This is a genomic window from Pseudomonadales bacterium, from assembly GCA_024234615.1.
Taxonomy (GTDB): domain Bacteria; phylum Pseudomonadota; class Gammaproteobacteria; order Pseudomonadales; family IMCC2047; genus JAJFKB01.
In genome coordinates, this window is sequence record JACKNY010000002.1 from 630,791 (window position 1) to 656,075 (window position 25,285).

Sequence of the window (25,285 nt, forward strand, 5' to 3'; positions counted from 1 at the left end):
CCTGAGGAAATTTAGAGGCTGGTAATGGTTTGAATCAAACCGATCAACGGCGGGGGATAGACGCCTAACCAAAACAGACTAACGGCCAGTACAAGCAAAGCAAAATAGCCCGGCAATGAGATTGCGACCGAACCCTCCGTGGAGCTATCCCGTTGAAGCTCCGGTTGCATAAACATCTGTACAATCCAACGCAGATAATAATACAGCCCTATCGCACTACCCGCTATTAGTGCTGCCAGCAGCCACCAGAGCAAGCCCTCCACCCCCATCGTGAACACGTAAAACTTACCAATAAAGCCCACGGTTAAAGGAATTCCCGCTAGCGATAGCAGCATCGCTGTTAATATGCTGGCCAACCAGGGAGCACGCCAGAAAAGTCCTTGATAATCGGTCAACTGATCAACATCGCGCTGACCATCGTTGTTCGACAAAACGCAGATCACTGCAAAGGCTCCCAATGTGGTAACAAAATAAGCGACCAGATAAAAACTAATGGCTTCGCTAACCAAATCGATCTCCACTTTTCCAGTGCTAGCAGCGAGAAATGCAACCAGTAAATAGCCAATATGGGCAATGGACGAATAAGCCAGGATGCGTTTTACATTGGTTTGCAGCAACGCCAATAAATTTCCGCCCAGCATCGACGCGATAGCCACTAACGCCAAAGCGTAGCAAATCATCTGGTTTTCGAAAGCCCCGGTAGTAGCAAAAAAACGCAGCAGGAAAGCAAATATAGCGCCTTTGGAAACCGTCGCGACGAATGCAGTGCTCGGTGCTGGTGCGCCCTCGTAGACATCGGGCGTCCACATATGGAAAGGCACCAAAGATAATTTAAAGGCGACTCCCGCCAGCAAAAGCCCAATGCCAGCCGCAGCGAATAACCCATTCAACACCTCAGCGTTTTGCCAATGGCGACCCAATTCAATGAAAGAGAGTGTGCCAAACTCTGCGTACAGTAGTGCAATGCCAAATAATAATAGCGCCGAGGCAACACCGGACAGAATCAAATACTTAACACCCGCTTCCAACGATGTCAGGCGGCCAAGCCGGATTGGGGCGAGATAGGCAACCAGGACGTAGAGTGATACGCCCAATAATTCCAGGCCGATGAAGAAGGCGGCAAAATGGCTGGATGAAACCAGCACCATGCCACCCAGTATCGCCACCATCAATAAAATATAATATTCAGCAACCCTGATGGTTCGTTCTTCGCTGGACTGAAAGTAATCGTAGGAAAGCAAGATCACCACGGCACCAGCAGTCAGTACCAGTCCTGAATAAAATAGCGCAAACCGGTCAATCAAAATAAGCGGTGTCACCTGAATTGGTGCTACTTTTACCGCCAGCAACAATGACAACAGTGCTACGAACAAACCGAGCAAAGAAAGGCAGTTCAGTAGTCGATGATTCGATACGAAGGCGGCAAACATCATGACCACGACAGAGGTGGCCGTGACTACCATCATCGGTAACAGCGCTATTTGTTGTTCTGCAGTCATAGCATTCTCAAAATTTAATTACCTTTGTGTCAAGCACAACTACAACCCCGAAAGCTGTAACCCAGTGCTGACGATCTCCATCACCGGCTGCGGGTATAACCCAAGCCCAATGGTCACCAGCATCATAAGACCCATCATCAATATTTCTCGCGAAGAAAAATCGCCAACCTCTTTAGCAATTAATGGCTTTCCATGAAAAATACGCTGTATCACTAGCAATGAATAAACCGGCGCTAACACTAATCCGATGGCGGCAAACACCGTAATCCAGCTATTGGCTTTAAATGCGCCAATCAGCACCAGGAATTCACCAATAAAATTCGCCAATCCTGGCATACCCAAAGCGGCAATGGAGAAGAACAAGACAATCGCCCCCATTCGTGGCGCGCTGGACCAAAAGCCGCCCATTTCGCGCATGTCCCGGGTATGAATGCGCTGCTGCACGGCTCCGGCAAAAGCAAATAGCGCTGCGGAAGTCATGCCGTGCGCCAACATGGTCATTACCGCTCCCTGGTAGCCCTGTGCGTTAAAAGCGTAGAGACCCAACAGCACAAAACCCATATGACTAATACTGGTGTAAGCAATAAGGCGCTTGACGTCAGTTTGTGCAAAGGCAACGGCGGCGCCATAAATAATACTCACGACACCCAAGATCATGGCGGTGGGAGCAAATGCAATCGACTCATCAGGAAACAGCGGGAGACAAAAGCGGATCAAGCCATAAGCGCCAGTCTTTAACAGAATACCGGCTAAAATCACACTACCCGCGGTGGGTGCCTGGGTATGGGCATCCGGCAGCCAAGTATGGAAGGGCACACCCGGCAACTTCACCACAAACGCGATGAAGAACCCAAGCATCAACCAAAAGGCCGGAGCGCCCGCGCGCGACGAACCTAATAAATCAAAATAACTGAAGCTGAGCTGACCCGTATTCTGATGATGGAAATACACCAACGCTACCATCGAGAGTAGCATGAGCAAACCACTGGCCTGGGTGAAGATAAAAAACTTGATGGCAGCATAGATACGATTTTCATGTCCCCAAATCGCAATAATAAAATACATGGGAATCAGCATGACTTCCCAGAAGAAAAAGAACAGGAACAGATCCAATGCCGTAAATACCCCGACCACTCCCGCCAATGTCCAGAGCAGATTAAAGTGGAAGAAGCCACTGCGTTCCGTAATTTCCGACCAGGATGAAAGTACCGCAATGACACCCAGAAATAACGTCAACAGCACCATCAATAGCGCAAGGCCATCCATCGCCAGAATAAACTGTATCCCGAAGCGCGATATCCAAGGCACTTCGATGCTAGCAAACCAATCCTGGCCGCCAATCGAGATGGTGGCTCCGAGAGAAAAGGTATAGCTCAGCAGCATCAGCACAGCCACCGAGAGAGTCGCAATTGCTACCCAGCGCGGATCACCTAATTTGATGCGATCCACCATCCAGGCAATAACACCGCCAAGAAACAGGATGAGTATTAGCCAGACTAGAACCATAGGTGGTTTCTCCATACGCCTAAGCCAACAATTACCACCACACCTAAGGCGATACCGGCGGCGTACCACTGCACCCGCCCCGTTTGAGTGAGACTGAGCAGAAGGTGCAGCAGCCGCATCATCCAAGCGATGAGTTTATACAGGCTATCCACTACATCCTTTTTGTTAACCCGTACAAACCACATAAAGGGGCTGATCAGTAACTGTTGGTAAAGCCAATCAAAACCCCAACCGCTGAACCAGAAGCGTTGCAGCGAACGACCCAGAGGGTTGCTGATCAAAACCCCAGGTACGTCGGGTTTGAGATAGAACAACAGGTAGGCGATAAAGATGCCTACCAATGGCGCGGCAGCGGTGATCGCGTTAACCAGGCCCTCCATGTGCGGCAACACTTGCGCCGGAAAAACAGTTGCCAACGGTACATGAATCATGCCGCCCAGCAATGACAGCGCACAAAGAATCACCAGGGGTAATTTGATATTCAGACCAATCGACTCCTCGGCATGGGTTTTGTCTTCCCCGAAGAACACGATAAAAATCAGCCTAAAGGTATAAATGCCGGTAATCAACGCGCCAAAGACTGCCGCCGCCCAGAGCATCTCTCCTGCCCCAGCAAAGGCATGGGTGGCCGCTAGAATTTCATGTTTGCTGTAGTAGCCAGAGGTTAACGGCAGCGCCGCCAACGCCAGGCCGCCGATGATAAAACTCCAGAACGCGACCGGTAGACGTTTGCGCAAACCACCCATTTTGAAAATATCCTGCTCATGGTGCATACAGATAATCACCGCACCGGCAGCAAGGAATAATAACGCCTTAAAGAAGGCGTGCGTCATCAGGTGGAAAATGGCGGACGACCAAGCGCCAACACCGAGCGCCAGAAACATATAGCCCAGCTGACTCATGGTAGAAAAGGCGAGGATTCGCTTGATGTCAGTTTGCACCAGCGCCGTAAAACCTGAAATTAAAAGGGTCAGTACACCGATTATGGCGACTACAAAAAGTACGTCCGGCGCTAGTAAAAAGAGCGCATGAGTACGGGCAATAAGATAAACGCCCGCCGTTACCATAGTCGCCGCGTGAATCAACGCGCTGATCGGCGTCGGTCCCGCCATGGCATCAGGCAACCAAGTTTGCAGAGGTAATTGCGCCGACTTGCCTAAAGCACCACCTAAGAGCAGCGCCGCTGCGAGGGTCGGCATGGTTGTACCCAGTGCCCAGGTTTGCCCCGCTCCTTGCATCAACTGCTGAATATCCAATGTCCCGAGATGCATAAACAACAGAAACAATCCCAGCGCCATCGAGGTATCGCCGATCCGCGTCACAATGAACGCTTTGCGCGCGGCATAACCATTTTCCGGTTTGTCATACCAGAAACCAATTAGCAGGTAACTACAGAGTCCAACCCCTTCCCAGCCCAGATAAAGCAGTACTAGATTGTCACCCAGCACCAACAGTAACATGGCGGCTACAAACAGGTTCATATAGGCAAAAAAGCGCGAGAAGGCTGGATCGTCAGCCATGTAGCCAACCGAATACAGATGAATCAAAAAGCCAACACCAGTGATAATCGACATCATCACCAAGGCCAATGGATCAAGGTAAAGGGCGAAGGCAATGCTCAGCTCACCGCTACTGAACCACTGCCAAAGGGTTTGCCGAAAAACCTGTTCAGTGGTCGGCAGAGCAAAAAATTCGAGTGCGATAAGAAGGGTGAACAGCGCTGACATACCTACCGAGCCCACACCTACCCACGCCGCCATCCGTTTGGGCAGACCGCAGAATGCTAATAGCAGAAACCCTACTAGCGGAAATGTGGGCACTAACCAGAGTAGGTCTAACATTTTAATTATTGCCTCCCCTCACCCTAACCCTCTCCAAGGAGAGGGTACGATCCAGTGCTTCGTGGCATTATTAACCCTTCATTTCACTAACAATATCTATATCAACAGTTTTAAAGCGTTTATAAAGCTGCAATACCAGCGCCAATCCAACCGCTACTTCCGCCGCTGCCAGGGTTAACACCAGCATAAACATGATTTGGCCATCGGCCTGATGCCAACGCGAGCCACCGCTGATAAAGGCAAGGCCGACCGCGTTGAACATGATTTCCATCGACATCAGTACAAAGATAAGGTTGCGCCGCACCAATACACCGAGCAGCCCCAAGCAAAACAATATGGTTGCTAGTAACAACCCGTGCTCGACCGGTATGCTAATCATTGTTCATCCGCCTTTTCATCTTGTTCATTAAGCGGTCGCGCTAAATGGTAGGCTCCCACCAGACCGGCCAACAGCAACATCGAGGCCAGCTCTACCGCTAACAAATAGGGCCCATATAAAAGCGCGCCCACTACCTTCGGCGACACAATTCTGGCTCCGGCAATACGCTCATCATTGACCAGTAAGGTGACCACCTCAGCCAGCAGAATCAAACAGATAATGCTCGGCCCGATCCAAATACCAAAGCTTAACCACTGCCTTTCCTGCTCAACCGTTTGTTGCCCCATATTCAGCATCATGATGACAAACACAAAGAGCACCATGATCGCGCCCGCATAAATAATAACTTCTAATCCGGCTGCAAACGGCGCACCCATGAGGTAGAACAACACCGCCACCGCCAACAAAGAAGCGATAAGATAAAGTAACGCATGCGCAGCGTTCAGCCGGGTGATAGTCATCACCGTCGCGAACAGCGCTGCGGCAGATGCGGTATAAAATAAAACCAGCTCAAAACTCATGGAATCAAACTCTTTATGTCGATGGGCGGCGCTTCATTTTCCGCTTCACCCTTGTCTTTTCCACCGATGGCTTTTCCAGCAACACGATAGAAATTGTAGTCATGGTATTTACCGGGGCCATTAATCAACAGATGCTCCTTCTCATACACCATATTTTGTCGATCGTACTCACACATTTCAAAATCTGGTGTCAGTTGGATCGCCGTTGTCGGACAAGCTTCTTCGCACAGACCGCACATGATGCAGCGTGAAAAATTGATGCGGAAAAATTCTGGATACCAACGCCCGTTATCATCCTCCGCTTTTTGTAGCGCAATACAGTCCACCGGGCAGGCCACCGCACAGAGGTTACAGGCGACGCAACGTTCCTCGCCATCAGGGTCGCGGGTGAGCACAATTCTGCCGCGATAGCGCGGATAGAGGTTCGGCATTTGCTCCGGATACTGCACCGTATCCAATCGTGTAAAGGTATGCTTCAGCACTAACCATAGAGTATTCAGCTGGCTCAATAATGCCTTCATGCCGTCACCTCGCAATCACTCGAGCGACGCAAGCATAGGATTACTGCATCCACAGCACTACTCCTCCAGTAACCAGCATATTAATCAACGCCAAGGGCAGCATCAGCTTCCAGCCAAAATTCATGAGTTGGTCGTAGCGCGGACGAGGTATTGCCGCACGTAACAAAATAAAAAAGCAGATAAACACAAAGGTTTTCAAACAGAACCAAACAATAGGCGGCAATACCGGCCCCAACCAACCGCCGAAATAGAGGGTGACTATCATTGCGGAAATCAGCGCCACACCAAGGTATTCGCCAATAAAAAACATGCCAAACTTCATACTCGAATACTCGGTATGAAATCCTGCAACAATTTCGTGCTCGGCTTCCGGCAGATCAAAAGGCAGCCTATGTGCTTCCGCAATCCCGGCGATCATAAAGATAAAAAAGCCGACAAACTGCGGAATAATAAACCACATATCTGCCTGGGCATTGACAATCACCCGTAAATTGAACGACCCCGCCAATAACACCACCCCCATCAGGGAAATGCCCATAAAGACTTCATAACTGACCATTTGAGCAGCAGAACGTAGCGCACCAATTAACGCGTATTTACTGTTGGACGAATAGCCGCCCAGCATCACACTGTAGGCAGCCAGCGCGGTCATCGCCAAGAAGAACAGCAGGCCCACATTTGGATCAGCAACACCCACACCTGGCGCCATCGGAATGATAGCGAAGGCCATCAGCATGCAGACCATCACAATAGCAGGCGCGATGACAAATACCGGCTTATCGGCAAAGGGCGGAATCCAGTCCTGTTTGGTGAAAATCTTGATCATGTCCGCCACCACTTGCAGCAGGCCAAACGGACCGACGCGATTTGGCCCATAACGATCCTGCCAGACACCCAATAAACGACGCTCCAACCAAGTCAGTAGTGAAGCCACCAGCACCGCGCCCAACAGGACGCCAACGATACTCGCAATTGACCCTACTTGACCGTAGAGGCTCATGTCGGTGATCCTCTATCGGAAACAAAAATATTGGTCTGAGAGCGTCGCATCCAGTTTTCATCTCTGATTGCTTTCACCCGGTGCGGAAAAGGCAGCCCGGCGGTTTTTGCCAGCCCAGCAGTCACCACTAAAGAGCCGCTAGGGCAGCCTTCGCTGATAACCACCTCGAGGTTTAACTGCTCTGAGGAGACACTTAAAACTAAACCGTCACCCTGTTCCACCCCAAGTGTTTTTGCATCTTCCGGTGTTAGCATTACCGTAGGCAGGGGAGAACGTTCGGCAATAGCTTCGCTCAAAGCACTTAATTCCTCGCTACCGAAAATGTGGTAGCTGGGCAGCATCAGCCAATCACCCTGTCCGCTGACGCTGTCAGGACTAGTATCAAACCAGCGCTTGCTTGACTCATTCGGCGCCTCCAGCAGCCGTACACCAGGGTCGCCGCCTTTCAATGGCCCATTGATTTCTTCCTGAAACTTACCGATGGATTGATTGGAATTCCAGCCGGGTGACCAATAGTAAGGTGTAAGCGCCGAAGGTTTTTCACCAGGGTATCCCTCCATGCTAAAAGCTAAGGCAGAATCGTGATCAGCCGCTTGTTTCGGCTCCGAAACATTCACCGCAGCCCACATGGCGGTGCGGCCACTATAGCGATGCGGTTGTCGGGCTATCTTCATGCCAGCCATACGAAACGCTGCATCCGGAGCTGCATCGACAATGCCTCTCAGCGCCTCAATCGCATCGGCGCAATCCTTTGTGACCTCATCTAGATGTTGCCAGCGCGGCTCGGTTTCGGCGTTGCGCAACGCCTGCATATCCGACAACCATTCCCAACTGCCGCGAATATCCGCAGCTGGCACATATACCGCAAAGGTGCGCTGGGCCCGGCCTGAGCCACTGACCAAAGTGCCTTCAGTTTCCGCAAAGGTAGCCGCTGGTAATAGTAAATTTGCCTTGAGCGCCGTTTCATTTTTGATGTAATCAAGCACGATGACTCTGGCTTCGCTCGCAAATATTCGTTTCACCTGCTCGGGTGGTAAACGCCGATACAGGTCGTTCTCCAATACGATCAAAGTATCAACCTGGTTCAGTTCAAGCCTTTCGACCGCCTGTTCCAAGCCCTCATCTTCAGCCGAACCCATTAATCCTATACCCATGCTGTTACATTCGGGTAAGCAGTAAAATAAGTTGGTCGGTTGCGCAGCACCATTCCGATTCGCAAGCGCCGTTGCCACATTGGCTGCGGCGGCGATAACGGCCTGACTTTGGCAACCTACCCCGGAAACGATAAGAGGGTTTTTTGCGGCTTTGAGTACGGCAGCGATTTCCTGCGCGAGACTTTGCTGCACCTCGCTGAGCTGTTCAGGAAATGGCGCTGTAGAGTCGATGGCGCTGGCGATCGCAAAACCCAGCTGAGCAATACCTGCAGGCTTATCGCGATAGAGTTTTTGTGCTATATCGTCAATACGGGTTGCGGTCATGGCAGCAATGAATATAGGGGTTTTATCGCTCTGCATCGCTTCACGCACGGCAGCGTCCTGCCAACGGGGAATGCGTAGATCGTCAGCTAATTGGTCGCCGATATTGGCCGCTGTCTGACGTAAGCTGAGCGCCAGTCTGGGCGAGGTATTGATAACGTCCTCACCTAAGATTAAAACCACATCGGCTTGCTCAACTTCACTCAATTCAGGTACACGCACCAAGCGGGTGCTAAGAATTTTGATAATGCTTTGCTGTAATTTTAACTGTTGCCCATTCAGCCCAGAATAAAAATGTTCTGCTCCCACCAGCTCTCGTAGTGCAAAGTTGGCTTCGACTGAGGCTCGCGGTGAACCAATGCCTAGCAATCTTTTTCCTGAACCAACCGCATCGAGCAAAGCATCACGCGTTTCGGGACGCGAAAGAATTTCGCGTTGCGGCTCATGCTCCGTTATCCTCAATCGCTCGGCTTGAGTCACGCGATCATCGCTATTAACAAAGCCATAACCAAAGCGGCCACGGTCACAGAGAAAATATCCATTCACCGCACCGTTGTAGCGATTCACGACCCGACGCAACTCTCCATAACGTTCACCTGGGCTGGTGTTACATCCCTGCGCACAATGCACACAGATTGATGGCGCTGCCTGCAAATCCCACTTGCGGGTGTAATGCTGACTTAATGTTCGATCAGTGAACACCCCAGTAGGACAGACTTCAACCAAATTGCCACTGAACTCATTTTCAAGAACGCCGTCCTCGTGGCGTCCGAAATAAACGTGATTATGTGAGGCCATCGCTTGCAGATCATGGCCGCCAGCGTAGTCCTGGTAATAGCGAACGCAGCGGTAACAGGCGATGCAGCGATTCATTTCATGGTTGATGAATGGCCCGAGATACTGGTTGCGGTGAGTGCGTTTTTTGCCTCGGTATCGACGATAGGTGTGCCCACTCATTTGCGTCATATCCTGCAAATGACACTCCCCTCCCTCTTCACAGACTGGGCAGTCATGGGGGTGGTTGGTCATCAATAGCTCAATAATATCTGAGCGGAAATCCCTGGCGTTTTTGGCGTCGATTGAGATGCGCATCCCTTCGCTAACCAAAGTCATACAGGACATGACCAGACGGCCCTGCTCATCGCGCTGATCGCCCTCCACTTCATCATGCCGGTCATGGTATTGGATCACCGCGCATTGCCGACAAGCCCCCACCGAACCTAAGGACGGATGCCAGCAGAAATAGGGCAAATCCAAACCGAGCGATAGGCAGGCCTGCAACAGGTTGCTGCCCTCCGGCACTTGGTAGATATGATTGTCTATTTCAATGCTGACCATCTTTAAGTCCGCCGTTTTTAGTATTTGTTACCCTGCCAGCTTCGGCCAAAGGGGTTGCTATGCTTAACTTTTCCCCGTCACGACGATCCAAGGACAGGATTTACCATGTATATGTGCTTCAAAATCCTCGCGAAAATACCTCAGTGCGCTCTCCAGCGGCCCCATGGCTCCGGGCGCATGGGCACAAAAAGTGTTACCAGGACCTAACATGTGGGTATGGCGGGTGAGGACATCCATATCCTCGATTTCCCCCCTCCCATGTTCAAACTCAGTCAAAATGTGTTCTACCCAGGGCAAGCCGTCACGGCAAGGTGTGCACCAGCCACAGGATTCCTGTGCAAAGAAATGTTCGAGGTTGCGCACCATGCCTACCGGACAGGTTTGATCATCCAGAATAATCATGGTGCCGGTGCCGAGACGACTGCCGGCTTTACCGATGGAGGTGTAATCCATGTGTAGGTCGAGATGCTCCTGGGTGAGGAAATTGGTTGAACCGCCACCTGGCAAAAACCCCCTTAGCTGATAACCATCTTGCATGCCGCCGGCATAATTTTCGATAATTTCCCGTACTGGCGTTCCTAACGGCAATTCCCATGCGCCCGGGTTCTTCACCCTACCGCTGACGCCAAATATTTTAGTTCCAGCATCTTCCGTCAGACTCAAACTCTTGTACCAGGCAGCACCCTTGTCGACGATATGAGGTACGTTACAGATGGTTTCAACATTGTTGACCACCGTCGGCCGCCCCCATAATCCGCTCACCTGGGGGAATGGCGGTTTTGCCCGCGGCGTCGCACGCTTGCCTTCCAACGAATTGAGTAGCGCTGTTTCTTCACCACAGATATAACGCCCCGCGCTGGTATGTACGAAAATTTCCAGGTTGAAACGGCTGTGCATGATATTGGTACCAAGCAATCCCTGCTCTTTACATTCGGCGATCGCTTGGTTTAACAAATCCGCACAACGCTGATACTCACCACGGATAAAGATGTAAGCAACCTCCGCTTGCAGTGTATAGGCGCTGATAATTATGCCCTCGATTAGCTGATGCGGGTCACCCTCCATCAGCAGTCGATCCTTAAAGGTACCCGGCTCCATTTCGTCGGCGTTAACCACCAAGTATTTGGTGCGTTTTTCTTCACGATCTTTATACATCGGTACGAAGCTCCATTTCATACCGGTAGGAAATCCGGCACCGCCACGGCCACGCAAATTAGCATCCTGCAACAGCTGTAAAATATCCTTCGACTCCATTTCCAACAGCGCTTTATGCGCGGCTCGATAGCCACCATTGGCCCGATATTGTTGCAGGTTGGGCGGCGATTTGCCGGGGCCTATATTTTGCGTTAAGGGCGTTTCCATTATTTTTGGTTCGCTAAGATTGCGTTAATTTTGTCTACATCCAGATGGGTTTCCAACGCCCCATCCACCAACATCACGGGCGCTCGATCGCAAGCACCTTGGCAGGTTACGGGTAACAAGGTGAACTGCCCATCGGCAGTGGTTTCGCCAAACTCAATACCCAATTGTTTTTTTAATTGCGCGCCAACACCATCACAACCCATAATCCAACAACTGACGCTATCGCACAGCATCAGCACATGCTTGCCCACCGGTCGCCGAAAGATCAGGTTGTAAAAGGTAGCGACGCCATCAAGTTCCGCCGGTGACATTTGCAATAATTGCGCAATCGCTTTAACACTTTCATCCGAAACCCAGCCACGGTATTTTTGCACTATTTTTAAGGCTTCAATGGAAGCTGCCTGGGGCTGCTCATAATGGGAAGCCTCCGTTTTTATTTCGGCAATTTCCGCGGCGCTTAGTGCTGTTATTGGTTCCATGTTTTTCCAATCAACTCTCTATTGATGACGGCCTTACCATTACCTATCAACATCGGCCATGACGAAATCGATACTGGCGATAATTGCTATCAAATCTGCCACATACAACCCTCGGCTCATTAAGGGTATCATCTGCAAATGAGGAAACGAGGGTGTACGGATACGGGTTCGATAAGACATCGTACCGCCGTCGCTAATCAGGTAATAACTGTTTAACCCTTTAGTTGCTTCGATGGTGACGCAGGCTTCTCCAGCGGGAATAACCGGGCCCCAGCTGACATTCACAAAATGTTGAATCAGGGTTTCGATATCGTGGAAGGTGCGATCTTTAGGCGGCGGTGTGGTTAAGGCGTGATCAGCCTTATAAGGCCCTTCTGGCATGCTATTCAGGCATTGCTCGACGATACGCAGGCTTTGCCGTATTTCCTCCACCCGCACTGCACAGCGGTCATAACAATCGCCGCGATTTCCGGTGGGTACGTCAAATTCAAAATTCTCATAGCCGGAATAGGGGCGCTTTTTGCGGTAGTCCCATTCAAAACCAGTAGCGCGCAAGCCTGCTCCGGTGATACCCCAGTCAATTGCTTCCTCTGTGCTATAACATCCGATACCCTGAGTACGGCTTTTGAGAATGCTGTTGTCCATCACCATTTGGTCATATTCTTTGAGGCGTGCCGGCATGTAATCGAGAAAAGCGCGAATCATTTTTTCCCAACCTTTTGGCAAATCCTGCGCGACACCACCGATGCGGAACCAACTCCCATGCATCCTTGCTCCGGTGATCGCTTCAATGATTTCAAATAGCTTTTCGCGATCAATGAACATATAAAAGATCGGGGAAAGCTGTCCCACATCCTGGGAAAACGTACCGTAAAACACTAGGTGGCTAGCAATACGGTAAAGCTCAGCCATCATCACACGAATGACTTTGACTCGCTCCGGCACCTCAATTCCAGCAAGTTTTTCAACCGCCATAACGTAGGGGAAATTATTCATCACGCCGCCGAGATAGTCGACTCGGTCGGTGTAGGGGACAAAGGTATGCCAGGATTGTCGTTCACCCATTTTTTCTGCTGCACGGTGGTGATAGCCGATATCCGGTACGGCGTCGACTATCTCTTCACCATCCAATTGCAGCGCAATACGGAACACGCCATGGACGCTAGGATGGTTCGGACCCAGATTAAGGAACATATACTGACTATTTTCCGATTCACGTTGCATCCCCCAGTCTTCCGGGCGAAACCGCAATGCCTCCTGCTCAAAATCAGTTTTATCCTCATCCAAACTAAAGGGTTCCATTTCGGTCGCTCGCGCCGGATGGTTTTTCTGCAGCGCATGCCCCTGCCAAGTTGGCGGACACAGAATTCGACGCAGATTGGGGTGGCCTTCGAATTCAATGCCAAACATGTCCCAAGCCTCTCGTTCATACCAATTGGCATTGGGCCACAAAGCGGTTATCGAAGGTAATTTTGGGTCCGCTTCCACCAGCGGTACTTTTATTCGAATATCCTGGTTACGCTGAAACGAGATGAGGTGATACATCACCGTGAAATCGCTGGGAGGTTGATAGTTGCGACGACTGCGCACCCGCTCATCAATACCGGTTAGGTCATAGAGCATGGCGAAGGGTTGTGAAATGTCATGCTTGAGGTGGGATAACACTCGGCTTACTTTATCACGCACTACCCAAATCGTGGTAATACCATCGAGAGTAGGCTGTTCCGCCAGAATAGCATCGCCAAACTGAAAGCGCAGCTCATGAGCTAAGTCAGGTTTTTGCTGTACTTCGGTCAGCACCCGCATCCCCTTTTACTGACACCTATAATCCACATCACCTAAATCTCATCCGGTGAACGCAATATCGTTGTCGTTTGCCGCTGCGCCATCAGCCTATCCCGCTGGCTGGTCTTTGGCGCCTTTTGCACTCCCTGATCACCCACCACCCAACTGAGCGGACGCTTTTCCTGGCCGATGGCGTCCTGCAACAGCATCAAACCTTGCAGTAAGGCTTCAGGTCGGGGCGGACAACCCGGCACGTAGACATCCACCGGCAGAAATTTATCGACCCCCTGCACCACGCTGTAAACATCAAACATACCACCGGAATTAGCACAGGAGCCCATCGAAATCACCCAACGAGGCTCTAACAACTGATCGTATAGGCGCTGAATGACCGGAGCCATTTTTCTAAAGACAGTTCCAGAAATAACAATCAGATCGGCTTGGCGGGGGGTGGCGCGAATGACTTCAGCACCGAAACGAGCGATATCATGTCGACTGGTAAAAGCAGTCGCCATTTCGACGTAACAGCAAGACAACCCAAAGTTGAAGGGCCAGATCGAGTTTTTACGCCCCCAATTGACCAAATCATCCAATTTGGCCATAAAAAGATTGCGTTTAATCTCCTCATCAAAGGATTCATGACGCAATCCTTCTCCGGGGCCGGAATCAGCGTTACTGAGGCTCCATCGCATACTTACACCTATTGGTTAAGTGGCGTTAACTCGTTTTTATTTTGTCGCTCGTTTTTGTTCTTATTGCTGGTTCTTTTTTCCAGTCCAACGCGCCCAATCGCCAGAGATAGATAAGCGCGGCAATCAAAATAGTGATAAAGACAATCACTTCAATAAAGCCTAACCAGCCAACTTCGCGAAAAGCAATGGCCCAGGCAAACAGAAATACAGCTTCCAGATCGAAAATAACAAATAAAATGGCGACCAGATAAAAAGGAATAGCGACGTGATAACGAGCGCCGCCTACCGAAACGATACCCGATTCAAAGGGTTGGTCGGTAGCACGATCGTGCCTACGCGGTCCCAGCAAGTGGGACAATAAAAGCATGGCAACCACCAACCCCATTACTGCAAAAAAATAAATGAGGAGTGGCCCAAGAACAGCGGTTTCTGCAGATGTTGCATTCACGACATAAGCTCCCACCACAACCAGCTTGCACCATTAGTTTTTTTCTAGGATGAAGCAACCACTTAGAAGCTGCTACCGCATCATGATAAAAGTGCAAAGCGAAAAGATAGGCATCAACTTATCATAAGAAGTTGGGGGAATGCCAGAAAAAGTATTTTTGTGATCGAATGATCGGAAAATTCAGTGGGCTATTTTTCTTGCGGACGAAATGGCGCCAGTGGCATTGTCGTTACTTTTGAGTTACCGACTTCGCTAATTTTAGCAACGCCTTCTTTTTCCACTTCATCGATACGAATAATAGAATGTAAAGGTACGTAGCTGCGTGTAACAGAGTCAAACTCCGTTTTTAGTTTTTCTTCGTTGGGATCCACTACCAACTGACTGCGTTCACCAAAAATAATTTCTTCAATTTCAATGAATCCATAAAGATCACTTTGGTAGATTTGCCGCGCAAACACTTCGTAGACTTTGTCTTTGTTGTAAAAAACAACTTTATAAATTTGCCGTTTAGCCATGGAGCCAGTTAAAACCGATTAAAAAAGGGGGCGCAAGAATACCACAACCGCCAAATATTTCGACCCTTTCTTGCAATGAATTCTTAAGGAAGTTCTGATTAATGCCTTAACGCTATTCTATGCCGCGAGCCAATTGAAAGATACTGATAATTTATACCCTTTAGCGCAGGCTAAACCACACCATTCGCTTGCAGCCCGGCGATTTTCTCTGCCGAATAATCTAATACCTCTGTCAACACTTCCTGCAAATTAGCACCCAATAAGGGTGGCGCTTGCGGCTTTTGAATAGGTGTTTTTGAATATTTTATGGGGTTAGCCACCAATGGTGTCCGCTCGGCAAAAGGGTGATCCACTTCAACCTGCATTTCTCGCGCCTTCACCTGTGCATTGTCAAAAACCTGATCAATGGTATTAATCGGCCCACAAGGCACAGAAACAGCTTCAAGTTCATCCAACCATTGCTGGCTATCGCGTGTTTTTAGCAGGTCAGTAATTTTCTCACATAGCTCTGTGCGGTTGTTCACTCTGGCTGCATTAGTGGCATAGTTGGTATCCTCAGCCCATTCATTTTGACCAGCCACTTGGCAAAATTTACGGAATTGTTCGTCATTGCCGATGGCCAGAATAATATGTCCGTCCGCGGTAGCAAAGGCTTGATAAGGCACAATATTAGGGTGGGCATTGCCCAGTCGCCGGGGTGCCTGACCACCAATCAGATAATTCATCGCTTGATTGGCTAAACAGGCGACCTGCACATCCAGCAGTGACAAGTCGATATGCTGGCCGGTTCCACTTTTTTCACGTTCAATCAGAGCGCCCTGAATTGCGGTGGTTGCATACATGCCGGTCAAAATATCGGTCAAAGCAACACCCACCTTTTGCGGGCCGCCACCGGGCAAATGATCCTGTTCGCCAGTAACACTCATCAACCCTCCCATTCCTTGAATTAGAAAGTCGTAACCTGCCCGGTGAGCATATGGACCCGTCTGGCCAAAGCCCGTGATTGAACAGTACACCAGTTGAGGGTTGAGTTTGCTTAGGGCAGCATAATCTAATTGATATTTCGCCAACCCACCGACCTTATAATTTTCGATCAAGACGTCGCATTGCTGCACCAAATCTCTTACTACCTGCTGCCCCTCAGGGGTCGAAATATTAAGGGTTATAGATTTTTTACCACGATTAGCAGAAAGGTAATAAGCGGCTTCAGAAGTATCCTGACCACTACCATCTTTCAAATAAGGAGGCCCCCAATGGCGCGTATCATCTCCGGTTCTCGGTCGTTCGACTTTGATCACCTCAGCACCCAAATCCGCTAATAACTGGCCAGCCCAGGGGCCTGCCAAAATACGACTTAATTCAAGTACACGGATATGCGACAGCGGAGCATTCATGGGCACCTCTGGTGACGAAATATCTGGAATGGAGAGATGCAGCGCCAAGTGCAATCATCGTTGCACTTGGCGTACATATTGACGTTAAACTCTTGCCTAGTAGAAAGCCTGCAATCCGGTTTGCGCTCGACCTAGGATCAAGGCATGAATATCGTGAGTACCTTCATAGGTATTCACAGTTTCCAGGTTAACCATGTGCCGCATTACGGGGAACTCATCGGAAATACCGTTACCGCCGTGCATATCACGCGCCATCCGAGCCACTTCCAACGCCTTGCCACAAGAGTTACGTTTAAGTAATGAAATCAGTTCAGGCGCTAAACGACCTTCTTCACGCAAACGAGTTGCCCGCAGACAGCCTTGCAATGCCAATCCGATTTCAGTTTGCATATTAGCCAGTTTCAATTGAATCAGCTGGTTTTGCGCCAGCGGACGGCCAAACTGCTTACGATCCATTGTGTACTCACGCGCTGCGTGCCAGCAGGCTTCCGCTGCACCCAAAGAACCCCAGGCGATACCTAAGCGAGCGTTATTCAAACAACCGAAAGGGCCTTTCAAACCCTGGACGTTTGGCATCAGATTCTCTTCGGGAACGAATACTTCGTCCATGACCACTTCACCCGTGATAGAAGCTCGCAGTGAAAGCTTACCTTCTATTTTTGGTGCGCTCAGCCCTTTCCAACCTTTTTCCAGAATAAAACCACGAATCACGTTATCTTCAGTTTTTCCCCATACCACGAAAACATCCGCGATCGGCGAATTGGAAATCCACATTTTGGTGCCGCTCAGTTTGTAGCCGCCATCCACTTTCTTCGCTCGGGTTAACATGCTAGCCGGATCAGATCCTGCATTGGGCTCTGTCAGGCCAAAACAACCAATCCACTCACCGGTAGCCAATTTCGGCAGATATTTCTCCTTTTGCTCTTCCGTGCCGTAGGCATAGATGGGGTACATCACCAGGCTGGACTGTACGCTCATCATTGACCGGTAGCCCGAATCAATGCGCTCGACTTCACGCGCAATCAAACCGTAAGCGGTATAGCTCACACCGGAACAACCATAACCTTCAATAGTTGGGCCGAGCAAACCCAGCTCGCCCATTTCACGGAAAATCGACGGGTCAGTGGCTTCGTTCTGATAGGCTTCACGTACGCGCGGTGCCAGCTTATCCTGCGCATACTGGAAGGCTGTATCGCGCACCATACGCTCTTCTTCAGTTAATTGGTCTTCAAGTAAAAAAGGGTCTTCCCATTTGAAGGAGCCCCAGGAAGTTGGTGATACCATAAAATTTATCCTCCCATCAGTTGATGGTTGTTAGGTTACAGGTTGCCTGAAAAACTGCTAAATTTCAGACTTAAAAAGTGGCGCCACTTTAGCAAGTCATGTTATATATGTGAAATATATTATATTTATATTTTCTATATATTTAATTTATGGATATTCGACAACTCCAAATTTTCCGCAGCGTTGCTCAACAGCTCAATTTCAGCAAAGCCGCCGAAGAATTATTTATTGCCCAACCAGCAATTAGTATTGCGATTAAAAAACTGGAAACTGAATTAGACACCCCTTTGTTTAATCGCGCCAGCAAAAAAGTGAGCCTTACGCCGGAAGGTAAAGCACTGCTAAACCATGCCAACACCATCCTCAAACAGGTCGCCGACGCGAAAACAGAAATGCATTCACTGCGCGGCCTCGAGCGCGGAGAAGTGCGAATCGCCATGCCCGCCATGCTGGGAGCCTACCATTTCCCCGCGCTGTTTGACCACTTTATGCGCCAACATCCGAGTTTGCAAATTTATGTCGAGGAGGAAGGTACCAGACAAATCGAGCAGCATCTTTTAGATGGCTCCATCGATTTGGGCGTCGTGATCATGGAGCAAGCTCCTGAAACCTTAGAAGTACACCCCCTCATCAATGAAGAAATGGTGGTTTGCACCTCCCCCTCTCATCGTTTTGCCAAGCGCGGTAAAATTAGTGCTGAAGAATTTTTCGAAGAAAACCTGATTCTTATTAAACAAGGCTACTTCCTGAGAGAAACGATAGACCGGTTAAGCCTGCAGTTACAAAAGACCCCAAAAATAATATTCGAAACCAATTTGATGTTGTTGATTAAGCGACTGGTCCTCAGCGGCAAAGGGATCAGCACCTGTTTACAGTTCGTGTTAAAGGAAGAAACCGAATTAAAAGGAATATCTTTTGACCCACCGATTTTTTTACCCATGGGGTTAGCTTGGAAAAAGGATCATTATCTGTCAGCTGCGAACCGCGCTATCGTTAATTTTTTGCTCAATCCATCCCGTCTTAATAAGGAGTCGGTGCTGACGCAACCTCCTGAATAGTGCGATAATGCGCCGCTTTACAGACAATCAACGCAATCAGAGGCCACTTTCCACCAATGAAACTTAAGCTCGGCATCCCCAAAGGTAGCTTGCAGGAATCGACCCTAAAAATATTTAAACAGGCTGGCTACGATATCGGCGTTACCAGCCGCAACTATTACCCATCCATTAACGACGACGAAATCGAATGCATGCTAATCCGTGCCCAGGAAATGGCACGCTATGTCGAACATGGCCAGCTCGATTGCGGTTTGACCGGGTTGGACTGGATTAAAGAGAATCGTGCCGATGTGGTCGAAGTCTGTGAACTGGTGTACGCCAAAGCGAGTTTTCGACCCATCAAATGGGTGCTAGCGGTAAAAGAGGGTTCTTCATATAAATCTGCAAAAGACCTCCAGGGTAAAACTATCGCTACGGAGGTTGTTAATCTCACTACAGACTATTTGGCCTTACATGGCGTTAGTGCAAACGTGGAATATAGCTGGGGGGCGACTGAAGTTAAAGTCCCTGACCTAGCAGATGCCATTGTTGAAATTACCGAAACCGGTTCTTCGCTACGCGCCAACAACCTAACCATTATCGACACGGTGCTGGAAACCACTACCCGCTTTATTGCCAATAAAGCGGCGTACCAAGACCCGCAAAAAAGAGCAAAAATTGAAAGTATCGTAATGATGCTGCAGTCTGTGATTAATGCGGTACCTAAAGTCTGCATCATGCTAAATGCGCCAGAGGCAAGACTAACAGAGATATTAGAGGTACTGCCCTGCGAAATGCCGACAGTGTCGCACCTGAGCAAGGGAGACTGGGTGGATATTACCGCAGTGATAGACAAAAACACCCTACGCGATGTATTGCCTCTGCTTAAAGCTCAGGGAGCCAGATCGATTATTGAGCTGCCCATTAGCAAAATTATCGATTAGACAATCGTATTCCCCCTGCCATTAGGGGTCGCTGCCCGACCCCTAAATATTATTAACTTTCTTCCTCAATCGAGACACCGCTCCAATCATATTAACTCCTTAAAAATTAACCTACTGATTTCCGCAATTCCAGGGAAGTATCTTTTGGATACACAACGCAAAAACTTATGTGTTGCCGAATATTACTCACTCAATTCAGTACTCAAGAAGCGGTCAACATTTTTGAATTGTTTGCCACCGTCGTTTTATTCCGTCCAGATTTTTTTGACTCGTATAGTGCATTATCAACTCGTTTCAACCATGCCTCTGCAGTTTCCCCCTCCTCCAACTCTGCAACACCTAAAGAAATGGTGACCCCATACGACTCTAAAGGCTGATCCTGTAGTACTGCAATACGCAGTTTCTCGGCGATCATCAACGCATCAGCTAATGCTGAACCTCGCAATATGACAATAAACTCCTCACCTCCATAGCGATAAAGTCTATCGGTTAAGCGGATATTACCGCTAATCACATGACATATTCGCACCAAGAGATTATCACCAATTGAGTGCCCATGTATGTCGTTAGCCTTTTTAAAATGATCAAGGTCTAGCAAAATCGCAGCAATAGGCTCTTGACTCCGTTTTTTAATTTCTATGGATTCCTTTAATTTTTGCGATAGCGCACGCCGATTCTTAACCCCAGTCAGGTGATCCACTGTTGCGATTTTCGCTAACAGGTCGCGCTGATGGTAGGTTCGGGAGGCAAAAATATAAGCAACAACATTTGTCATGAAGACAGCGCCAAAGAAAGTTGACACTTCACCAGGATCGTTGTCTCGCAGAATAACCGGTAAAAGGGCCATTAAGCCCATGCCATTGATCCAACAGGCATGATTTAACTTTGTTACAAAAAAAGACAGCAGCATTACCGGAAATAACCAAAGCACCAATACCGCTCCCTTCGAATAAACCACGGCAATCACCGCCAACATGGAACAAATGCTCACCAACCAACGGGTTGTTCTTACATTACCGGTACACCATGTCACCGCGCCAATTGCTGATAACCCCACAAAGATCATGAGGTCAATTAGCGCAAGCCGATAATCCCCTTCAATAAGCCTAAATAGAGCAAAAGGCAGGACAATGAGTGAGATGGCGAGACAGCTGGAAGATATAATCAACTCTTCCGTTGATCGCTTCTGACCATTCTCATTAACCATAGTCATATCGAGTCCAGCGTTTTAAATATCAAAGATATAAACAGTGTCTTAATGGTTAAGCTTAGTTTTAATGATCTTCTTATAACTATTTAAAAATTAAATAATTCATCATTTCTTGATGCAATACAGAGGTCTGCACCCGAATCGTCACAGAATATAGGCTTCTACAAATAGAAGGAGTATAATGCCGCTCCTTTTTGAAATGGCGCAACACACCCAGATTTATGGCGAAAAAACTCTTTATTAAAACCCATGGCTGTCAGATGAATGAATATGATTCGTCACGTATGGCGGATTTACTGGGTGTCAGCCATGCCCTGGAAGTCACTGATAATGAAGCCGAAGCTGATGTAATTTTACTCAACACCTGCTCTATTCGCGAAAAAGCGCAGGAAAAAGTGTTCCATCAATTAGGCCGCTGGAAAAAACTCAAAGAAAAAAATCCAGATTTATTAATCGGTGTCGGCGGCTGCGTCGCCAGCCAGGAAGGCAAGGCAATACGCGATCGTGCTCCCTATGTGGATATGGTTTTCGGCCCGCAAACCCTGCACCGTGTACCCGAAATGATTGATGCTACGCGCAAAAACCACATCCCCGTAGTCGATATCTCTTTTCCGGAAATCGAAAAATTTGACCGTTTACCAGAGCCCAAGGTGGACGGCCCAAGCGCCTTCGTTTCAATTATGGAAGGCTGTAGCAAATATTGCACTTTTTGCGTAGTTCCCTACACCAGAGGCGAAGAGGTTAGCCGCCCCTTCGACGATGTCATTGCAGAAATAGCTCACTTAGCAGCGCAAGGCGTACGTGAAGTCAACCTGCTCGGACAAAACGTCAATGCTTACCGGGGTTTATCCCACGATGGCAATCAGGTCGATCTGGCTGAACTGATAACCTATATCGCCGCCATTGACGGCATAGATCGCATCCGTTACACCACTTCTCATCCGGTGGAGTTTACAGATCGTTTAATTGATGTTTACGGGCAAGTGCCAGAACTCGTCAGCCACTTACATTTGCCAGTACAGAGTGGTTCCAACCGAATTCTCGCCGCCATGAAACGTGGCCATACGGTGGAAGAATACAGCGACAAAATTCGCCGACTACGTAATATTCGTCCGGATATTTGCATGTCTTCAGATTTTATTGTCGGTTTCCCCGGTGAAACCGCTGAAGATTTTGCCGATACCATGCAACTCATCCAAGAAATTGGCTACGATAATTCCTTTAGTTTTGTTTACAGCGCGCGTCCAGGAACCCCCGCCGCCGAATTAAAATGCGACACAGAGGAAGCAGAGAAGAAGCAAAGGCTGCAGATTCTGCAAAGCCGCATTATTCAGCAGACTATGGCGATCAGCGCAGCCATGGTAGGTAGTACTCAACGGATTCTCGTTAGTGGGCCTTCAAAGAAAGATCCTGGCAAATGGCAGGGTAGGACTGAGAATAATAGAGTTGTCATTTTTCAATCTGACAATAAAGATCTCATTGGGAAGTTTGTCGATGTACAAATTACGGAGGCACTACCTCATTCCCTGCGTGCTGAAATAACAGCGAATTTCACAGCCTATTAATACTTTATTGAATATTAAATGTTTCATTTAATGTGTTTTGCTATAACTGATCAGTAAGATTATCTTTTCATCAAAGCCCAAATCAATATACTGACAGGTAACACCCTAAATTAATGGAGAGTAAATAACCACTTTGGATACTGAGTTACAGTCAGTGACCCACAATTTGTCGCTGCAACCGGATGATAGCAAACGCCTTGCCAGCCTGTGTGGGCAACTAGATGAAAACCTGAGGCTTATAGAACGTCGCCTTGGTATTGAGATATCCAATCGGGGCAACAACTTTCAGTTATTTGGCAGCGCCGACAAAGTTCAGACAGCCAATACACTGCTGGAAAACCTTTACCTATCAACCAAGAATAGTCAGATCACTCCCCATGAAATCCACTTGGCTTTACAGGATAACGAAGCAGCGTCTATGCCCGCGAATTCTGAAAAATCCTGGGTGATCCAGACTAAGCGATCTACGATCAAACCGCGTGGCGTGAATCAGCGCAATTATGTCAAGAATATTCATGAGCTTGATATTAATTTTGGTATTGGTCCGGCTGGCACCGGTAAAACTTATCTCGCTGTCGCCTGTGCAGTGCATGCTTTAGAGAAGGATGAAGTGCGCCGAATCGTATTAGTGCGTCCGGCGGTAGAAGCAGGAGAAAAACTTGGCTTTCTCCCTGGCGATTTGGCACAAAAAGTCGACCCTTATTTACGCCCACTCTATGACGCGCTCTATGAAATGCTTGGATTTGAGCAGGTGGCACGCCTGATAGATCGTAATATCATAGAAGTTGCGCCCCTAGCATACATGCGCGGACGCACACTTAATGACGCCTTTATTATTCTGGACGAAAGCCAAAATACCACTCAAGAACAAATGAAAATGTTTCTAACCCGCATTGGCTTTGGCGCGAAGGCGGTTATCACCGGCGATATTACTCAGGTCGATTTGCCACAGGGGAAAAAATCCGGCTTGATGCATGCCATTAAAGTACTCAACAATATCAAGGGAATAGGTTTCACTCATTTCAAAGCTCAAGATGTCGTGCGCCATTCACTCGTACAAAAAATCGTCGAAGCCTATGACGAGTTCGATCAGCAAAACAATAACCGTGACTAGCCATGACCGAAATTTTCGTTGATATCCAGCGTTCATCTGATGCGCCCGGTACCCCGAGCGACGAGGAGATTGAGTCGTGGATTCATCAGGCGTTGCAAGATCAACTCAGTGATATCCGGGAAATAGAACTCTGTATTCGCTTGGTGGACAATGACGAAAGCGCAACACTTAACCAAACCTATCGCAACAAGGCTGGCGCCACCAATGTTTTATCTTTCCCATTTGAAGCTCCTCCGGGCTTTCCACAAACGACAAACCATCGTCTATTAGGCGACATCATCATTTGTGTGCCTTTGGTGGCGCAGGAAGCGAGCGATCAGAACAAAAGCGTAAACGCACACTGGGCACATTTGGTTGTTCATGGCATATTGCACTTACTAGGCTACGACCATCAAGATACAAACGACGCTAAAGCCATGGAGCGCCAGGAAATCCACATCCTCTCTCATTTCAACATTGCTGATCCCTATCAAGAGCTTACCATTACTCACCCGAATGAAACCGACTAAACCATGAACGACGACAAACTGCTCGACAGCCAGGAACCGAAATCCTGGTTGCAAAAAATTACCCAAGTTTTTAGTAACGAACCAAAAGGCAAGGAGGATATCCTCGCCTTTCTGAGAGAAGCTCAGGATAAACAGCTTCTGGATGGTGTTGTTTTTAATATTATCCAAGGCGCGCTTGAAGTCACGGACATGAAAGTTCGAGACATAATGATTCCGCGTCCCCAAATGGTCGTTGTAAAGGCCCACCAGACACCTGAAGAATTTTTACCCACGATTACGGCTTCCGGGCACTCACGCTTCCCTGTGATCGGAGAAAGCTTCGACGAAATCCTCGGCATCCTACTAGCCAAAGATTTATTGCCTCTACTGTTAAATACCAATTTAGAAAAATTCCGGCTCAAAGATATTTTACGTCCAGTGACGGTCATTCCTGAAAGCAAGCGTCTGAGTACCTTACTGAACGAGTTTCGTTCCAACCGCAACCATATGGCTGTGGTCATCGACGAATACGGCGGAGTATCCGGCTTGGTAACCATTGAAGACGTATTGGAAGAAATAGTAGGCGAAATTGAAGACGAATTTGATATTGATGCGGAAGATGCCTGGATCCGGGAGACAGAAGACGGACGCTGCATTGTGAACGCACTGACGCCCATCGATGAGTTTAATGAACACTTCAATCTCGAGTTTAGCGATGAGGAGTTTGATACTATTGGCGGTATCGTTATGCAGCATTTTGGCCGGTTACCCGAGCGCCATGAAGCTGTTGAAATTGCAGGGCTTACCTTTAAGGTGTTGGCTGCTGATAACCGACGAATTCGCTCTCTTAAGGTAACTCCCTGTAACAGGCAAACCTCTCCCGCCTAG

The 25,285-nt window shown here is 48.6% G+C and carries 23 protein-coding genes; 6 read left to right on the forward strand and 17 right to left on the reverse strand.

Annotated elements, in window-relative coordinates; all coding sequences use genetic code 11:
• Positions 1-11: 11 nt before the first annotated feature.
• The 16 genes from H6995_12120 to H6995_12195 form a co-directional block, all read right to left on the reverse strand.
• Entirely contained in the window at positions 12-1,499 is a 1,488-nt protein-coding gene (locus H6995_12120) for an NADH-quinone oxidoreductase subunit N (protein MCP5215744.1), read from the reverse strand.
• Between the two features lie 39 nt (positions 1,500-1,538).
• Positions 1,539-3,005 (reverse strand): NADH-quinone oxidoreductase subunit M, encoded by a 1,467-nt coding sequence (gene nuoM / locus H6995_12125; GenBank protein MCP5215745.1) that lies wholly within the window; start codon positions 3,003-3,005, stop codon positions 1,539-1,541.
• Positions 2,996-4,846, reverse strand: coding sequence for an NADH-quinone oxidoreductase subunit L (gene nuoL, locus H6995_12130; protein MCP5215746.1), 1,851 nt, complete (start codon positions 4,844-4,846; stop codon positions 2,996-2,998). The genes nuoM and nuoL overlap by 10 nt, the downstream gene beginning before the upstream one ends.
• Positions 4,847-4,916: 70 nt before the next feature.
• The gene (nuoK, locus tag H6995_12135; GenBank protein MCP5215747.1) at positions 4,917-5,225 is read right to left on the reverse strand and encodes an NADH-quinone oxidoreductase subunit NuoK; all 309 of its coding nucleotides are present in this window, start codon (positions 5,223-5,225) and stop codon (positions 4,917-4,919) included.
• Positions 5,222-5,746, reverse strand: a complete 525-nt coding sequence (gene nuoJ, locus H6995_12140) for an NADH-quinone oxidoreductase subunit J (GenBank protein MCP5215748.1) — start codon at positions 5,744-5,746, stop codon at positions 5,222-5,224. Before nuoJ ends, nuoK begins: the two co-directional genes overlap by 4 nt.
• Complete coding sequence (gene nuoI / locus H6995_12145; protein ID MCP5215749.1) at positions 5,743-6,267, reverse strand: NADH-quinone oxidoreductase subunit NuoI; 525 nt, start codon at positions 6,265-6,267, stop codon at positions 5,743-5,745. Before nuoI ends, nuoJ begins: the two co-directional genes overlap by 4 nt.
• Positions 6,268-6,307: 40 nt before the next feature.
• Positions 6,308-7,267, reverse strand: a complete 960-nt coding sequence (gene nuoH / locus H6995_12150) for an NADH-quinone oxidoreductase subunit NuoH (protein ID MCP5215750.1) — start codon at positions 7,265-7,267, stop codon at positions 6,308-6,310.
• On the reverse strand, positions 7,264-10,080 hold the full coding sequence (nuoG, locus tag H6995_12155; GenBank protein ID MCP5215751.1) for an NADH-quinone oxidoreductase subunit NuoG: 2,817 nt from the start codon (positions 10,078-10,080) through the stop codon (positions 7,264-7,266). The genes nuoH and nuoG overlap by 4 nt, the downstream gene beginning before the upstream one ends.
• A 63-nt stretch (positions 10,081-10,143) precedes the next feature.
• A complete protein-coding gene (gene nuoF / locus H6995_12160) occupies positions 10,144-11,442 on the reverse strand; it encodes an NADH-quinone oxidoreductase subunit NuoF (protein ID MCP5215752.1) in 1,299 nt (432 codons plus the stop codon).
• Positions 11,442-11,921 carry an NADH-quinone oxidoreductase subunit NuoE gene (gene nuoE / locus H6995_12165; GenBank protein MCP5215753.1) on the reverse strand — a complete coding sequence of 160 codons (480 nt, stop codon included), beginning with the start codon at positions 11,919-11,921 and terminating at the stop codon, positions 11,442-11,444. The genes nuoF and nuoE overlap by 1 nt, the downstream gene beginning before the upstream one ends.
• A 39-nt stretch (positions 11,922-11,960) precedes the next feature.
• On the reverse strand, positions 11,961-13,727 hold the full coding sequence (gene nuoC / locus H6995_12170) for an NADH-quinone oxidoreductase subunit C/D (protein ID MCP5215754.1): 1,767 nt from the start codon (positions 13,725-13,727) through the stop codon (positions 11,961-11,963).
• Positions 13,728-13,759: 32 nt separating this feature from the next.
• Positions 13,760-14,398, reverse strand: coding sequence for an NADH-quinone oxidoreductase subunit B (locus H6995_12175; protein ID MCP5215755.1), 639 nt, complete (start codon positions 14,396-14,398; stop codon positions 13,760-13,762).
• A gap of 25 nt (positions 14,399-14,423) precedes the next feature.
• A complete protein-coding gene (ndhC, locus tag H6995_12180) occupies positions 14,424-14,783 on the reverse strand; it encodes an NADH-quinone oxidoreductase subunit A (GenBank protein MCP5215756.1) in 360 nt (119 codons plus the stop codon).
• A 251-nt stretch (positions 14,784-15,034) separates the two neighbouring features.
• The gene (locus H6995_12185; GenBank protein MCP5215757.1) at positions 15,035-15,361 is read right to left on the reverse strand and encodes a DUF1820 family protein; all 327 of its coding nucleotides are present in this window, start codon (positions 15,359-15,361) and stop codon (positions 15,035-15,037) included.
• 170 nt (positions 15,362-15,531) lie between these two features.
• Positions 15,532-16,755 (reverse strand): CoA transferase, encoded by a 1,224-nt coding sequence (locus H6995_12190; protein ID MCP5215758.1) that lies wholly within the window; start codon positions 16,753-16,755, stop codon positions 15,532-15,534.
• Positions 16,756-16,851: 96 nt separating this feature from the next.
• A complete protein-coding gene (locus H6995_12195; GenBank protein MCP5215759.1) occupies positions 16,852-18,039 on the reverse strand; it encodes an acyl-CoA dehydrogenase in 1,188 nt (395 codons plus the stop codon).
• A 149-nt stretch (positions 18,040-18,188) separates the two neighbouring features.
• Between H6995_12195 and H6995_12200 the strand changes: the two genes are divergently transcribed.
• On the forward strand, positions 18,189-19,097 hold the full coding sequence (locus H6995_12200) for a LysR family transcriptional regulator (GenBank protein ID MCP5215760.1): 909 nt from the start codon (positions 18,189-18,191) through the stop codon (positions 19,095-19,097).
• A 56-nt stretch (positions 19,098-19,153) separates the two neighbouring features.
• The gene (locus tag H6995_12205) at positions 19,154-20,020 is read left to right on the forward strand and encodes an ATP phosphoribosyltransferase (GenBank protein MCP5215761.1); all 867 of its coding nucleotides are present in this window, start codon (positions 19,154-19,156) and stop codon (positions 20,018-20,020) included.
• Between the two features lie 202 nt (positions 20,021-20,222).
• On the opposite strand, the gene H6995_12210 is transcribed toward H6995_12205, so the two are convergent.
• Positions 20,223-21,233, reverse strand: a complete 1,011-nt coding sequence (locus H6995_12210) for a GGDEF domain-containing protein (GenBank protein ID MCP5215762.1) — start codon at positions 21,231-21,233, stop codon at positions 20,223-20,225.
• A 218-nt stretch (positions 21,234-21,451) separates the two neighbouring features.
• Between H6995_12210 and miaB the strand changes: the two genes are divergently transcribed.
• The 4 genes from miaB to H6995_12230 all read left to right on the forward strand — a co-directional run bounded on the left by miaB (position 21,452) and on the right by H6995_12230 (position 25,285).
• Positions 21,452-22,795: a tRNA (N6-isopentenyl adenosine(37)-C2)-methylthiotransferase MiaB gene (gene miaB / locus H6995_12215; protein ID MCP5215763.1), complete on the forward strand. Its 1,344-nt coding sequence runs from the start codon at positions 21,452-21,454 to the stop codon at positions 22,793-22,795.
• 124 nt (positions 22,796-22,919) lie between these two features.
• Entirely contained in the window at positions 22,920-23,909 is a 990-nt protein-coding gene (locus H6995_12220) for a PhoH family protein (protein MCP5215764.1), read from the forward strand.
• A gap of 2 nt (positions 23,910-23,911) precedes the next feature.
• Positions 23,912-24,418, forward strand: a complete 507-nt coding sequence (gene ybeY, locus H6995_12225) for an rRNA maturation RNase YbeY (protein MCP5215765.1) — start codon at positions 23,912-23,914, stop codon at positions 24,416-24,418.
• Positions 24,419-24,421: 3 nt separating this feature from the next.
• The gene (locus H6995_12230; GenBank protein ID MCP5215766.1) at positions 24,422-25,285 is read left to right on the forward strand and encodes a CBS domain-containing protein; all 864 of its coding nucleotides are present in this window, start codon (positions 24,422-24,424) and stop codon (positions 25,283-25,285) included.

Excerpts from the sequence above, each read along its gene's own strand:
- H6995_12120 (MCP5215744.1), bottom strand. The coding sequence starts at position 1,499 with ATGACTGCAGAACAACAAATAGCGCTGTTACCGATGATGGTAGTCACG.
- nuoM (MCP5215745.1), bottom strand. The coding sequence starts at position 3,005 with ATGGTTCTAGTCTGGCTAATACTCATCCTGTTTCTTGGCGGTGTTATT.
- nuoL (MCP5215746.1), bottom strand. The coding sequence starts at position 4,846 with ATGTTAGACCTACTCTGGTTAGTGCCCACATTTCCGCTAGTAGGGTTT.
- nuoK (MCP5215747.1), bottom strand. The coding sequence starts at position 5,225 with ATGATTAGCATACCGGTCGAGCACGGGTTGTTACTAGCAACCATATTG.
- nuoJ (MCP5215748.1), bottom strand. The coding sequence starts at position 5,746 with ATGAGTTTTGAGCTGGTTTTATTTTATACCGCATCTGCCGCAGCGCTG.
- nuoI (MCP5215749.1), bottom strand. The coding sequence starts at position 6,267 with ATGAAGGCATTATTGAGCCAGCTGAATACTCTATGGTTAGTGCTGAAG.
- nuoH (MCP5215750.1), bottom strand. The coding sequence starts at position 7,267 with ATGAGCCTCTACGGTCAAGTAGGGTCAATTGCGAGTATCGTTGGCGTC.
- nuoG (MCP5215751.1), bottom strand. The coding sequence starts at position 10,080 with ATGGTCAGCATTGAAATAGACAATCATATCTACCAAGTGCCGGAGGGC.
- nuoF (MCP5215752.1), bottom strand. The coding sequence starts at position 11,442 with ATGGAAACGCCCTTAACGCAAAATATAGGCCCCGGCAAATCGCCGCCC.
- nuoE (MCP5215753.1), bottom strand. The coding sequence starts at position 11,921 with ATGGAACCAATAACAGCACTAAGCGCCGCGGAAATTGCCGAAATAAAA.
- nuoC (MCP5215754.1), bottom strand. The coding sequence starts at position 13,727 with ATGCGGGTGCTGACCGAAGTACAGCAAAAACCTGACTTAGCTCATGAG.
- H6995_12175 (MCP5215755.1), bottom strand. The coding sequence starts at position 14,398 with ATGCGATGGAGCCTCAGTAACGCTGATTCCGGCCCCGGAGAAGGATTG.
- ndhC (MCP5215756.1), bottom strand. The coding sequence starts at position 14,783 with ATGGGGTTGGTGGTTGCCATGCTTTTATTGTCCCACTTGCTGGGACCG.
- H6995_12185 (MCP5215757.1), bottom strand. The coding sequence starts at position 15,361 with ATGGCTAAACGGCAAATTTATAAAGTTGTTTTTTACAACAAAGACAAA.
- H6995_12190 (MCP5215758.1), bottom strand. The coding sequence starts at position 16,755 with ATGAATGCTCCGCTGTCGCATATCCGTGTACTTGAATTAAGTCGTATT.
- H6995_12195 (MCP5215759.1), bottom strand. The coding sequence starts at position 18,039 with ATGGTATCACCAACTTCCTGGGGCTCCTTCAAATGGGAAGACCCTTTT.
- H6995_12200 (MCP5215760.1), top strand. The coding sequence starts at position 18,189 with ATGGATATTCGACAACTCCAAATTTTCCGCAGCGTTGCTCAACAGCTC.
- H6995_12205 (MCP5215761.1), top strand. The coding sequence starts at position 19,154 with ATGAAACTTAAGCTCGGCATCCCCAAAGGTAGCTTGCAGGAATCGACC.
- H6995_12210 (MCP5215762.1), bottom strand. The coding sequence starts at position 21,233 with ATGACTATGGTTAATGAGAATGGTCAGAAGCGATCAACGGAAGAGTTG.
- miaB (MCP5215763.1), top strand. The coding sequence starts at position 21,452 with ATGGCGAAAAAACTCTTTATTAAAACCCATGGCTGTCAGATGAATGAA.
- ybeY (MCP5215765.1), top strand. The coding sequence starts at position 23,912 with ATGACCGAAATTTTCGTTGATATCCAGCGTTCATCTGATGCGCCCGGT.
- H6995_12230 (MCP5215766.1), top strand. The coding sequence starts at position 24,422 with ATGAACGACGACAAACTGCTCGACAGCCAGGAACCGAAATCCTGGTTG.